The organism is Rhodobacter sp. P2_H5 (assembly GCF_056403335.1).
Genome location: NZ_JBFUFS010000004.1, coordinates 81,950 through 94,474, shown reverse-complemented (window position 1 = coordinate 94,474; position 12,525 = coordinate 81,950). Strand labels below are relative to the sequence as shown.

Below are 12,525 nucleotides of genomic sequence, written 5' to 3'. Positions count from 1 at the left end.
CAAGGCCCGTGGGCTTCGGCAGGATCTGCGCGGCCCCTCGGCGATGATGCCGGAAAGCGAAATGAGGCGTCATGTCCCCCGAAAAGCCCCCCGAAACTTCTGCCGAAGCCATCCTGGTCGATCTGGTCGCCATCCCCGACCTGCCCGGCCAGTCCAATGCCCGCATGGCGGCCTGCGTGCAGGAGCATCTGGCGCGGTTCGGGGTTGAGTGCACGGTAATCCCCGGCCCCGAGGGCGACCGGGTCAACCTGTTCGCCACGATCGGGCCGCGGGATGTGCCGGGTTATATCCTGTCGGGTCATATGGATGTGGTGCCGGTCGAGGGCCAGGTCTGGACCACGGACGCGTTCCGGCTGCGGCGCGAGGGCGACCGGCTTTACGGGCGCGGCGCCACCGACATGAAGGGCTACCTTGCCTGCATGATCGCGATGGTGCCGGAGTTTCAGGCCATGGCGTTGCAGCGCCCGGTCCACCTGGCGTTTTCCTATGACGAGGAGATCGGCTGCCGGGGTGTCGGCCATATGATCGCCCGGCTGCCCCAGCTTTGCGCGCCGCCCCTGGGCTGCATCGTGGGCGAGCCTTCCGACATGCGCCCGGTCCTGTCGCACAAGGGCAAGCAGGCGGTGGAGCTGGTGATCGAGGGGCGGGCCGCGCATTCCTCGCAGCCCGGCCTTGGGCTGAACGCGCTTTATGCCGGGGCGGAGGTTTTGCTCTTCATCCGCGATCTGGCGGCCAGGCTGGAGCGGGAAGGGCCGTTCGACGACCGCTTTGCGCCCGCCTGTTCCACCGTGGTCGCGGGCATCGTCCGGGGCGGGGCGGCGGTCAACATCATCCCCGACCGCTGCACGATCCAGATGGAGGTCCGCTCGGTGCCCGGCCAGCCGCCGCAGGCCATCACCGCCAAGGTGCTGGAACGGCTCGCCGCGCTGGTGCCCGAGGGCAAGGCGCTTTCGGTCTCGCATCGGGAACTGAGCAGCTACCCCGCCCTGCCGCCGCCCGAGGACCGGGCCTTGGCGGACCTGCTGGAGGGTTTGACCGGCCAGCCCGCGCTGCAATCGGTGAGCTACGGTACCGAGGCGGGGCTGTTCCATGCGGCCGGCGTGCCTGCGATCATCTGCGGGCCGGGGTCGATCACCCGCGCCCACAGGCCGGATGAATATGTCACCCGCAGCGAACTCGCCGCCTGTTGTGCGATGTTGCGGGGGCTGGGGCGGGCGTTGTCTTAGATGTCTGATCCCACGGTTTGAGGGTGCGACAGGGGGCTGGTGTCTGAGCCCGCCGTTCCAAGCGCGGAGACAAGCGATGCGAACTGTCGCAAGGCGTGCCGCAAGGAGAACCTGACTGCGGTCGAAAACGGGGGAAGTTACCTCTGGTTGTCCCATATCGGGCATCGAGGGCGATGGTCTTTACTGAACTACCTTGTTGATGATTTGCTCTCTCGTCGGGTTCTGGGCTTGCTCGCACGTGTAGCGGTAGCCTCGCGCGTGCACGATAGGCCCGAGATTGCGCTCGAAATCCGAACAATGGTAGTCGGCAACTCCAAACTCGACCAGCCAGGTGAAGAGGTCAATATAGTTCTTTTTGGCGCCAAGGGACGCTTCTGAGGGCAGCAGCAGGCAATCTGCCGTCAGCGTGTCGTCGCGGCTGGATAGAATTGAGCAAGCCACGGTTTTGTTTGACAAAATCTGGCTTACGCGTTGAATGTCCGTTATTTTCAATCCCCAAAGATGAACGCGTTCGCCTCCAGCGAAAATGATATCGGCTTCGGAGTTCAGATTGCGGACCGTGCCGTTCATTGTACCGACTGCCGGAGTATCGTGGCCGGCTGACGGCCATGCGAGTGCAAGCGTGGCGGCAAGGATGAACAGGCGGGTCAAGGGAGGCATTCAACGGCGCCTTCAAGATGGTCGCAGAAATGGGAATCCGCAGGTCGGTTCTTCGGTCGGGATCCTGATCGACAGCCGCTTCAGCCCAACCGGAGCGTGTGTCCCGGATGGCCCGTTATGGTGCGGGGGGCCACATCCGTCAAGCTGGCGCAAATTCCCGGGTGGCCTTTGGTCATGATCAGGTGACTTTGGTTCCCAAATCCTTTTGGCCGCGCGATCTCAGCCAGTGATCCGCCCCGGAGGGTCAGTAGGCCACGACATAGATCTTGCGGACCGTCTCGATGGTTTTCCAGATGCCGATAAAGCCCGGCTTCATCACGAAACTGTCGCCGGCGCGGTAGGTGACCGGGGCCTTGCCGGTCTCGGTGATCTCCACCACGCCTTCGAGGATATGGCAGAACTCGAAAGTCTCGCCCTTGATGGAATGGGTGACGCCGGGGGTGGCCTGCCAGACGCCGGACTTGATCTTGCCGTCCTTCGCCTCGTCCATCGCCCAGGTGTCGAACTCCGGCGCGCCGGAGATCAGGCGTTCGGGCGTGGGCAGGGCATGGGTGGGGGCGAAGGTCGGGTTGGGGTCGAGGGTTTTCAGCAGGCTCATGGCGCGGCTCCTTGGTTAGAGCGCCTTGGTAGCCCGCGTCCGGCGCCAGCAGATGCCGCACTGGCCGGGGTGGACAGTGGATCGTGCTGCAAAGAGGGGGGCGCGCGGGGTGATCTTGCGCGGGGGTCTCTGAGCGAGCGTCGGCGGCCTTGGCGGGGCCCGATCCTGCGCCGGGTGGCCGCTGGTCAGTTCAGCAGCCGGTAATGCACCTCGGTCGGCTGGCAGGCGGCGCCGTTGATCGGGATCATGTCCTGCGGGCAGGTCGACATGACGACGATGCAATCCATCAGGGCGCGCAGGGTCACATGATCCCCCGGTTTGCAAAGCGGCTCGCCCCAGGTGATCTTGCCGTCGGGGGCCACCGGGATGTTCATCCACAGGTTCAGGGGCGCCGGGCAGTCGGGGGCGCGCAGGTCCAGCTGCCTCAGCGCCGCGTGCAGGTTGTCGGTGCAGTTGTCGTGGTACTCGCGGCAGCCGAGGGAGGCATAGCGGTGCACGTCGCAGGCCGCGATGATCGTGTCGTGGCGGCCTGGGGAGGTGTCCTCCTCCAGCGTCAGGATCGGCCGCCGCCGGTTGGTCGCAAGGCCGTCGCCCTGCGAAGGGAAGATCCCTTGCAGGCTGGCGTGCAGGTGTTCCATCGACATGAACTCCGACAGGTCATCGGCGTTGAAACACCAGGTGTCGACGACCTGGCTGCCATGGGTGTTGATGATCTGAATGGCCTGGCCCTTGGCCAGACGCACGGCCCTGCCGCGCCGCGCCGGGACGACCTGAAGTTCTGCGCTCATCGTCCGGTTCCTCCGCTGCTGGTCCATGCGACCGATGGGCCAGTGTCGAGCGGTGCGGGGCGAGGGTCAAGCCGGATCGCGACCGCCGGCCGATGTTTCGCGGCGGGGGGCGGCTCCAGAAAAGCGCCCCCAAGTCCGAGGTCGCGCAGCCTTCTGGCCAGAAGGTTGCAGGTGAGCAGGAGCGCCTTGTCTTCTTCGTCCGCCCCGGTTTCGGGCCGGCCTTCCAGCTGCCGGGCCAGCTGGAAGGCCAGGGCTTGCAGGGAGGCGCGCGGTTCCGGGGTCGGGGCGAAAGCGAGCAGATGGATGGAGGAGACGCCGCCATCGCGGTTGAAAACCAAGGAGGCAAGGCCATAGGGCAGGGCATTGGCGCGGGCGAACGCCTCGTCGTAGGTCGTGAAGGAGAGGTTCGCGGCTAAGGGCCGAAGGGCTCCTCATGCAGGAGGCGGGAATCGGCGGGGCCGTTGTTCGGGACGGTGGGGCAAGGAAATTGCCCGGGCCCTTCAGCCGTTGGCCGCCAGTCATATCCCCCCTTGGTTGCGTCCTCCGGCCCCTTGCTGCGTTTCAGGGCCGTGTCCATCGCTGCGCTTGCCCTTTTCGGCATACCAGCGCGTGGCTTTGGCTGAAAAGTCGATCGCGCCCCGCGCCTCCGTCAGGGGATTGCCGTTTTCCGTCGTCATGGTGCGGGGGAGGCAGTTCCGGCTTTCGTCGATCAGGGCGGCGGACTTCGTCACGATACGGAGCACGCCAGCGCGGTTTCGGCCTTCCACAGGGGGGAAGGCCCGATCGTCGACTGCGGCGTGAGGAACATGTGGGCGCTTGATTGTCCGAGCATCGTGAGATCACCATGTCGCAGCCTGCCTACAATGCAGGAGCGCCACTCCGTACATGTCCGTTGGATCGCGGAATGAGCCGCTTCAACTTGCTATACCGTGGCGTGGATTGATGTTTGACGCCCGGCAAGGGCCGCCATGACGGCAGACCCGACCGAACCTCGGTGGATTTCAACTGCCGTGTGGCGGAGAGGGCGGGCCTGCGGTGCTTAGCCGCGCCGCCAGCGGTGGAAGGCTTTGACCACGGCCAGCGCCCAAGGGCTGACATGGGCGCGGCGCCAGGTGCCGGCGGCGTATTTGTTCGCCTCGGCCAGGGTCGGGTAGATGTGGATGGTGCCGAGGATCTTGTTCAGGCCCAGCCCATGCTTCATCGCCAGCACGAATTCCGCCATCAGATCGCCCGCATGTTCACCGACCAGCGTGACGCCCAGGATGCGGTCCTTGCCCGGCACGGTCAGCACTTTGACAAAGCCGTAGGCAGCGCCATCGGCGACCGCGCGGTCAAGGTCCCTGATCTCGTAGCGCGTCACCTCGTGCTGGATGCCCTTCTCCCGCGCCTCGGCCTCGTTCAGGCCCAGGCGGGCCACTTCGGGGTCGCAGAAGGTGGCCCAGGGGATCACCCGGTAATCGACCTTGAACCGCTTGAGGCTGCCGAACAGCGCGTTGACCGCAGCGAACCAGGCTTGGTGGCTGGCGGTATGGGTGAACTGGTAGGGGCCCGCGACATCGCCGCAGGCGAGGATATTGGGGTGGAGGGTTTCGAGGTAGTCATTGGTCTCGATCACCCGGTCGGTCGGAATGCCCAGCTCCTCCAGCCCGTAGCCGGTAATCCGCGGCGCACGGCCAAGCGCCACGATCACCTCGTCAAAGACGATGCGGCGGGTCTGGCCGTCATGCGCCATCTCGACCCATTTTTCGCCCTCGGCAAGGCCGAAACCCAGTGCCTTGTGGCCAGTCAGGACCTGAACGCCGTCGCGCTCCAAAGCGGTGCGGACGAGGGTGGAGACCTCCTCATCCTCGCGCGACAGCAGGCGGGCGCCCTTCTCGATCTGGGTGACCGAAGAGCCGAGCCTTGCGAAGGCCTGCGCCAGTTCAGTGCCGATCGGCCCGCCGCCGAGGATGACGAGGCGCTTGGGCGGGGATTGGTGGGCGCTGAGGCGTTGCCACATCGTGTCGGAGGTCAGATAGCCCACCTCCTCCAGCCCCGGCAGGTCCGACACAAAGGGCGCGGCGCCGGTGGCGAGGATGATCGCCCGCGTGGTCAGGCGTTGCTTTTGCCCGTCGGGGGTGGCGACTTCGACCGTCCAGGGGTCGATCAGGCGGGCGTGGCCCAGAAGCACCTCGACCCCCAGCCCAGTATAGCGTTCCACGCTGTCATTCGGGGCGATGGTGGCGATCACGGTCTGGATGCGCGCCATGATGCGGGCGAAAGAGAAGGCAGGGGGGACAGGCTCCAGCCCGTAATGGTCGGCATGGCGCATCTGATGGGCGAGCTTGGCGCTTTTGATCAGGGCCTTGGAGGGCACGCAGCCATAGTTCAGGCAGTCGCCGCCCATGACATGGCCTTCGATCAGGGTCACCTTGGCCTTGGTCGCCGCCGCAATATAGGCCGAGACGAGGCCAGCTGCCCCGGCGCCAATCACGATCAGGTTGCGGTCAAACTTGCGCGGTTTCGTCCAGCGGTCATCGGTCTTGCCGCGCCGCAGGGATTTGAACGGGTTTTCCATCGCCCAAGTCAAACCTGCATGGGAGGCGATGGCAAGGGGCAGAGGGCACCCGGGCGTTGACAGTTGGGGGAGCGGGGGCTTTGGTGGCGCAGCCTGTGGGAGAGACCCGATGAAACCCGGACCAAGGAACCTGATAACCGATGTCGCGGGCCTGCAGGTCGGGTTGGCGGAGGACGCGGGCCTGCGGTCCGGCGTCACGGTGCTTCTGGGAGAGTGGCCCTTCACGGCGGCGGTCTCGGTCATGGGCGGCGCGCCCGGCACGCGGGAGACCGATCTGCTTTCGCCCGACCGGCTGGTGCAGGAAGTTGATGCGCTGGTCCTGTCGGGCGGTTCGGCCTTCGGGCTGGATGCTTGCAGCGGCGTGGCGGATGGCTTGCGGGCGATGGGGCGCGGCTTTGCGGTGGGCGATCAGCGGGTGCCGATCGTGCCGGGGGCGATCCTGTTCGACCTCTTGAACGGCGGCGACAAGGCTTGGGCGCGCAATCCCTACTACGATCTTGGGCGGCAGGCGCTGGATCAGTCGGGGGCGGAGTTTGCGCTGGGCACGGCGGGGGCAGGTTATGGCGCGATGACCGGGCGCTGGAAGGGCGGACTTGGCTCGGCCTCGGTCGTGCTGGACAGCGGGATCACGGTGGCGGCTTTGGTCGCGGTCAATGCCTTGGGCTCGGTCACGGTGGGGGAGGGGCCGCAGTTCTGGGCGGCGCCCCTCGAGATGGCGGGGGAGTTTGGCGGGCTTGGGCCTTCGCCCCAGATGGCCGACACCATGGACCCGGAGCCGAAGAAACGGCTGGGGGAGGCCACGACCATCGCCATTGTCGCCACCGACGCCCGGCTGACCAAGGCGCAGGCGCATCGGATGTCGGTGGCGGCGCATGACGGGATGGCGCGGGCCATCGTTCCCTCGCATACGCTACTGGATGGCGATCTGGTTTTTGCGGCGGCGACGGGCCTGCGGGATCTGGCCGACCCGATCCGCGACCAGTTCCAGCTGGGTCATGCTGCGGCGACCTGCCTTGCGCGGGCGATTGCGCGGGGCGTCTATCTTGCCCGTGCCATGCCCGGTGATTTGCAACCGACCTGGGCCGCGCGCTGGGCTACCAGCGGGTAAGGGCGTCCTCGTCCTCGTCCTTGGCGGCAACCCAGGTGGCACCGTCGAGGCCGATTTCCTTCTTCCAGAAGGGGGCGCGGGATTTGAGGTAGTCCATCAGGAACTCTGCCGCCTCAAAGGCCGCGACGCGGTGCGGCGAGGCGGTGGCGACCATCATGATCTGCGCGCCGGGGGCAAGGGCGCCGTGGCGGTGGATGACAAGGGCATCGGTCAGCGCCCAGCGTTCCATCGCCTCATCCATGATCGCGCGAATGGCGCTTTCGGTCATGCCGGGGTAATGCTCGATCTCCATCGCCTTCAGGGAGCCGGTGCTGTCGCGCACCACGCCGGTGAAGGTGACAACCGCGCCCGCGCCGGGCACGGCGGCGCTGAAGGCGTTCAGCTCGGCGCCGGCATCGAAAGCCTCTTCCTGAACCGAGAGCTTCATCTCAACCCCCGGTCATCGGCGGGAAGAAGGCCACTTCGCGCACGCCCGCCAGAGGCGCGTCAAACGAGGAGAGCTTCTGGTCCAAAGCCACCCGCAGGCTCTTGAGGTCGGCGAAGGCCAAGGCATAACGCTCCTCGCGGGCGGAAAGCTCGGCGATCAGGTCATGGACGTTCAGCGCCGCGGTTTCGACCTTTTCGCGCGGCAGGCCGATGCGTTCGCGGACCCAGGCAAAGTACAGAACCTCAACCATCATCAGTCTTTCAGCTGCGGCAGGGATTTGCGGAAGTAATCCCAGCCGGTGAAGGCGGTCAACAGCGCGGCAATCCAGATCAGGGTCAACCCCGCCTCGGTCGCATAGGAGGAACAGCCGCGCATCCCGCAGCTGCGGATCGGGTCGGCAAGGCCCTTGGCCACCAGGTCGGCATATTGCTCCACCGTCTTGCCCTGGCGGGCGATGCCTTCGAGATGCTCCAGCCCGGTGCCAAGGAACAGCACCGCGATGGCGATCATCTGGGCGGTGGTCTTCCATTTTGCAAGCTTGGTGACCTTCAAAAGCCCGGCCTTGGCGCCAAGATATTCGCGCAACCCGCCGACGAAGACCTCACGGAACAAGATCACCGTGGCGGGCAGGATCAGCCAGGGGTTCATCCCCGAATAGCCGGTCAGGATCAGCAAGGCGATCACCACCATCGCCTTGTCGGCGATCGGGTCCAGCATGGTGCCGAACTTGCTTTCCTGCTTCCAGAGCCGCGCCAGATAGCCGTCGAAGTAATCGGTGATCGCGGCCGAGACGAAGAGCGTCAGCGCGAACCAATCGGCGATCGGGCGGTGGAAATAAAGAAACATCACCGGCACGCCCGGGGCGGCCAGAAGACGCATCGTGGTCAGCGTATTGGGGATTGTCCACTTCATGCGCCTTTCCTAGCCCAAGGTCGCCCGGCGTGAAAGGGGGGCTGGGTCACATCGGCAGGAAGTCTGGCGGGCGCCGGCTCTCTTGCGGGGCACGGCACCCCTCCGGCGCCGGTCTCAGTATTTCTGCGGGACATAAAGCTCCGGCGGCAGGGTGGCGCGTTCGTAGGCAGGGTTGAAGACACGGTCGGGCAGATGGATCTCTTCACGCTCGACATCGACATAGGGAAACAGCGACAGAAGGTGGCTGATGCAGTTCAGCCGGGCGCGTTTCTTGTCGTTGCCCTCGACGATGTACCACGGCGCCTCGTCGATGTTCGAGCGGGCGAACATGTCTTCCTTGGCCTTGGTGTACTGCTCCCACCGGATGCGCGATTGCAGGTCCATGGGCGACAGCTTCCACTGTTTGAACGGGTCATGGATGCGGACGAGGAAGCGCATCTGCTGTTCCTCGTCGGTGATCGAGAACCAGTATTTGATGACCCGGATGCCAGAGCGGACCAGCATCCGTTCGAACTCGGGGACCGAGCGGAAGAATTCCTCGACCTGATCCTCGGTGGCAAAGCCCATGACGCGCTCGACCCCGGCGCGGTTGTACCATGAGCGGTCAAAGAGGACGATCTCGCCGGCGGCGGGCAGATGCGGGATATAGCGCTGGAAATACCACTGGGTCTTTTCACGGTCAGACGGGGCGGGAAGGGCCACGGTGCGCACGACGCGCGGGTTGAGGCGCTGGGTGATACGCTTGATGACGCCGCCCTTGCCCGCGCTGTCGCGCCCCTCGAACAGGACCACGACCTTTTCGCCGGTGTGCTGGACCCAGTCCTGCAGCTTGATCAGCTCGGCCTGCAGGTGGATCAGGCTGGTCAGATAGGCCTTGTTATCCAGCGCGTCGGGGTGGCGGTCCTTGTAGATGCGGGCGATTTCCCGGCTGAGCGCCGCATCCTCCATCTCCAACTCCAGGTCTTCGACCAGGGCATCGGCCAGTTCTTCGGCAAGCCAATCCTGCGCGGGTTCGTCGGAAATCTGTGCCATGCGGGCCTCCAAGGGTGCGACGGGGCGGTTCAGTGGGGGTCAAACACAGTTGCGTGACGGTTTTGCGACGGGGCGGGCAGTGCCGGGCAGGCCTCAGCCCTTGGCGTGGAAGAAGTTGTAGATCCCCTCGGCCATCGCCGCCGAAATGCCGGTCACCGCCATGAGGTCTGGTAAAGCGGCGCGGGCCACCGCCTTGGCCGAGCCGAAATGCGCCAGAAGGGCACGCTTGCGGGTGGCGCCGACGCCCGGAATGTCATCCAGCGGCGTGACCGAGACTTGCTTCGCGCGCTTGGCCCGGTGCGCGCCATTGGCCCAGCGGTGCGCCTCGTCGCGCAGGCGCTGGATGAAATAGAGGACCGGATCATTGCGCTGAAGCGCCATGACGGGCTGGCCGGTGCGGTAGAACTCCTCCTTGCCGGCGTCGCGGTCGATGCCCTTGGCGACGCCCACCATCGCGATGTCATCCACGCCCAGTTCCGCCAGGATGCCCGCGACGGCCGAGACCTGCCCCGCGCCGCCGTCGATCAACAGAAGGTCGGGCCAGGCGTCGGTCTTGCGTTCCGGGTCTTCCTTCAGCAGGCGTTCGAAGCGCCGGGTCATCACCTCGCGCATCATGCCGAAGTCGTCGGAATTGGCCCCGGCGGCGGATTTGATGTTGTACTTGCGGTACTGGCTTTTCAGGAACCCCTCCGGCCCCGCAGCGATCATGCCGCCCACGGCGTCCGAGCCCTGGATATGGGCGTTGTCATAGACCTCGATCCGCTTCGGCGGGCCGTCGAGGTCGAAGGCATCGGCGAGGCCCTGCAAAAGCTTGTTCTGGGTCGAGCTTTCCGACATCCGTCGCGCCAGGCTTTCGCGGGCGTTGCGGGCGGCGTTTTCCATCAGTTCGGCCTTCTCGCCGCGCTGGGGCACGGCGATTTCGACCTTGCGCCCGGCGCGTTCGGACAGAAGCTGGCCCAGAAGGTCGGGGTTTTCGACCGGATGCGACAGCAGGACCAGCGGCGGCGGTTCCTTGTCGTCGTAGAACTGGGCCACGAAGGCTTCCATGATCTCGGGCTCTTCCGCGCCCGCCCCGGTCTTGGGGTAGAAGTCGCGGTTGCCCCAGCTTTGATGGGCGCGGATGAAGAAGACCTGCACGCAGGCCTGGCCGTGTTCCAGATGCAGCGCCACCACATCCGCCTCGGCCACGCCTTTGGGGTTGATGCCTTGGGCGGACTGGATCTGGGTCAGCGCCTTGATCCGGTCACGCAGGGCGGCTGCGCGTTCGAACTCCATCGCTTCCGAGGCTACCTGCATCTGGGTGGCGAGGTCGGATTGCACGGTGGTGGTCTTGCCCTGCAGGAACAGTTCGGCATCGGCGACCAAGGCGCCATAGCTCGCCTCGTCCACCTTGCCGACGCAGGGCGCCGAACACCGTTTGATCTGGTACTGCAGGCAGGGCCGGGTGCGGCCTTCGAACATGCTGTCGGTGCAGTTGCGCAAAAGGAAGACCTTCTGCAGCTGGTTCAGGGTGCGGGTGACCGCCCCGGCAGAGGCGAAGGGGCCGAAGTAGCTGCCCTTTTCAGTCTTCTTGCCGCGGTGCTTCTTGATCTGCGGGAAGGCGTGTTCCTTGCCGATCAGGATGTTGGGGAAGGACTTGTCGTCGCGCAACAGCACGTTGTAGCGCGGCTTCAATTGCTTGATCAGGTTCTGCTCCAGAAGCAGCGCCTCGGTCTCGGTCCGCGTGGTCAGGAACATCATCGAGGCGGTCTCGAAGATCATCCGGGCGATCCGCGCCGAATGGCCGTTGCCGCGCGCATAATTCGACACCCGGGCCTTCAGGTTGCGCGCCTTGCCGACGTAAAGCACCTCGCCCTTGGGGTTCAGCATCCGGTAGACGCCGGGCGAATTGTCCAGCGTCTTGAGGTAGGCCTGGATGACCTCTTGGCCGGTTTGGATCTCTTCCGTCACTTGCGGGATTTCGCTTTCGATTCTGCTTTGGCTCGGGTCTTGGCTGCAATGATATGGCGGTTGGGGCAAGGGAAAAGAAGTCCACCGTTTCTGTGGATAAGTTTATGGAGAACTTTTCAGAAGCGCGGATTTTCCCTTGAAATCTGCCCCTTTCGCTGAGTTGATTAAAAAAGAGGCGATTTGCTAAGTCTTTGATAATGGCCGAAACTTTTTTGACCGTTAGGCAAATCCCTGATAAACATAAAGAATTCGTGACTGATTTGTGAAGGCGCGTGCGAAAGTGGACAAGTCGCCGCACCCACGAATTTTTGTTACTCGAGGCCGATCACATCCGGGGTCGCCCAGGCCAGATGCTGGCCACCGTCGACGGCGATCAGCTGGCCGGTCACGGCGGGGGAATCGAGGAAGAATCCAAGCGCCGCAACGATATCGGCCGGGCCCGCGCCGCGCTTCAGAATGGTGGCTTCGCGTTGGCGGGCAAAGTGGCTTTCGGTCTGGCGCGTGCCCTGCATTGTGGGGCCGGGGCCGATGGCATTGACCCGCACATGGGGTGCCAGCGCCTGGGCCGAGGTCTGGGTCAGCGCCCAGAGCCCCATCTTGGCGATGGTGTAGGACATGAACTCGGGCGTCAGCTTCCAGACGCGCTGGTCGATCATGTTCAGCACCATGGCCTGGGCCAAAGGCTCGCCATTGGCGTCGGGCAGGGCCTGCGGCGCCTGGGCGGCGAAGGCCTGGATCAGCACGAAGGGCGCGCGCAGGTTCGAGCCTATGGCGCGGTCCCAGCTTTTGCGGGTGGCGCTGCGGATATTGTCATATTCGAAGATCGAGGCGTTGTTGACCAGAACCGTCAGCGGCCCGCCAAGACCGGCCACGGCTGCGGGAACCAGCGCCTGCACCGCGTCCTCGTCCAGAAGATCGGCCTGCAACAGCACCGCCTTGCGGCCGAGGGCGCGGATCTCGGCGGCGGTGGCCTCGGCCTCGTCCTGCGACGAAGAATAATGCACCGCCACATCCGCGCCGCGCCGCGCGAGGTACAGCGCGATCTCGCGGCCAATCCGCTTGGCCCCGCCGGTGACCAGCGCCCGCATCAGCCTTTCCCGCAGATGCAGGGGGCGGTGCCGACGACGGTGCGGCCGCAATGGGCGCATTTGGCCTTGGTCTGAACCTTGGGAGGCTCGGGCGGGGGCGCCAGGAACTTGGTCACCAGATTGCCGATCATCGAGACGATGAGCAGCAGCATCAGAAAGACGACGACGATCTTGACCAT

Annotated in this window: 14 protein-coding genes; 2 read left to right on the top strand and 12 right to left on the bottom strand. The window is 65.2% G+C overall.

All coding sequences use genetic code 11. The features are described 5' to 3' along the window. The first annotated feature begins 71 nt into the window (after positions 1–71). Positions 72–1,226, top strand: coding sequence for an acetylornithine deacetylase (argE, locus tag AC1DVR_RS06445; protein ID WP_477999714.1), 1,155 nt, complete (start codon positions 72–74; stop codon positions 1,224–1,226). A 180-nt stretch (positions 1,227–1,406) separates the two neighbouring features. Here argE and AC1DVR_RS06440 read toward each other — a convergent pair whose 3' ends face one another. The 5 genes from AC1DVR_RS06440 to AC1DVR_RS06420 form a co-directional block, all read right to left on the bottom strand. Then, positions 1,407–1,877 carry a hypothetical protein gene (locus tag AC1DVR_RS06440; protein WP_477999713.1) on the bottom strand — a complete coding sequence of 157 codons (471 nt, stop codon included), beginning with the start codon at positions 1,875–1,877 and terminating at the stop codon, positions 1,407–1,409. 253 nt (positions 1,878–2,130) lie between these two features. Beyond that, positions 2,131–2,484, bottom strand: coding sequence for a cupin domain-containing protein (locus AC1DVR_RS06435; protein ID WP_477999712.1), 354 nt, complete (start codon positions 2,482–2,484; stop codon positions 2,131–2,133). Between the two features lie 185 nt (positions 2,485–2,669). Next, a complete protein-coding gene (locus AC1DVR_RS06430; RefSeq protein WP_477999711.1) occupies positions 2,670–3,272 on the bottom strand; it encodes a DUF1989 domain-containing protein in 603 nt (200 codons plus the stop codon). 518 nt (positions 3,273–3,790) lie between these two features. Further along, a complete protein-coding gene (locus AC1DVR_RS06425) occupies positions 3,791–4,039 on the bottom strand; it encodes an aldehyde dehydrogenase family protein (RefSeq protein ID WP_477999710.1) in 249 nt (82 codons plus the stop codon). Positions 4,040–4,311: 272 nt separating this feature from the next. Continuing rightward, entirely contained in the window at positions 4,312–5,829 is a 1,518-nt protein-coding gene (locus AC1DVR_RS06420) for a dihydrolipoyl dehydrogenase family protein (RefSeq protein ID WP_477999709.1), read from the bottom strand. Between the two features lie 109 nt (positions 5,830–5,938). Here AC1DVR_RS06420 and AC1DVR_RS06415 point away from each other — a divergent pair, with 109 nt between their 5' ends. Then, entirely contained in the window at positions 5,939–6,937 is a 999-nt protein-coding gene (locus AC1DVR_RS06415) for a P1 family peptidase (RefSeq protein ID WP_477999708.1), read from the top strand. On the opposite strand, the gene AC1DVR_RS06410 is transcribed toward AC1DVR_RS06415, so the two are convergent. From AC1DVR_RS06410 to AC1DVR_RS06380, 7 genes are all read right to left on the bottom strand, one after another. Then, a complete protein-coding gene (locus tag AC1DVR_RS06410; protein ID WP_477999707.1) occupies positions 6,924–7,364 on the bottom strand; it encodes a molybdenum cofactor biosynthesis protein MoaE in 441 nt (146 codons plus the stop codon). The two genes, AC1DVR_RS06415 and AC1DVR_RS06410, sit on opposite strands and share 14 nt — an antisense overlap. Position 7,365: 1 nt before the next feature. After that, the gene (moaD, locus tag AC1DVR_RS06405; RefSeq protein ID WP_477999996.1) at positions 7,366–7,614 is read right to left on the bottom strand and encodes a molybdopterin converting factor subunit 1; all 249 of its coding nucleotides are present in this window, start codon (positions 7,612–7,614) and stop codon (positions 7,366–7,368) included. 2 nt (positions 7,615–7,616) lie between these two features. Beyond that, the gene (pgsA, locus tag AC1DVR_RS06400) at positions 7,617–8,276 is read right to left on the bottom strand and encodes a CDP-diacylglycerol--glycerol-3-phosphate 3-phosphatidyltransferase (protein WP_477999706.1); all 660 of its coding nucleotides are present in this window, start codon (positions 8,274–8,276) and stop codon (positions 7,617–7,619) included. Between the two features lie 114 nt (positions 8,277–8,390). Next, positions 8,391–9,308: a polyphosphate kinase 2 gene (ppk2, locus tag AC1DVR_RS06395; protein ID WP_477999705.1), complete on the bottom strand. Its 918-nt coding sequence runs from the start codon at positions 9,306–9,308 to the stop codon at positions 8,391–8,393. A 93-nt stretch (positions 9,309–9,401) separates the two neighbouring features. Then, positions 9,402–11,258, bottom strand: coding sequence for an excinuclease ABC subunit UvrC (uvrC, locus tag AC1DVR_RS06390; protein ID WP_477999704.1), 1,857 nt, complete (start codon positions 11,256–11,258; stop codon positions 9,402–9,404). A gap of 311 nt (positions 11,259–11,569) precedes the next feature. Then, complete coding sequence (locus tag AC1DVR_RS06385; protein WP_477999703.1) at positions 11,570–12,346, bottom strand: SDR family oxidoreductase; 777 nt, start codon at positions 12,344–12,346, stop codon at positions 11,570–11,572. Further along, positions 12,346–12,525, bottom strand: a complete 180-nt coding sequence (locus tag AC1DVR_RS06380) for a hypothetical protein (protein ID WP_477999702.1) — start codon at positions 12,523–12,525, stop codon at positions 12,346–12,348. Before AC1DVR_RS06380 ends, AC1DVR_RS06385 begins: the two co-directional genes overlap by 1 nt.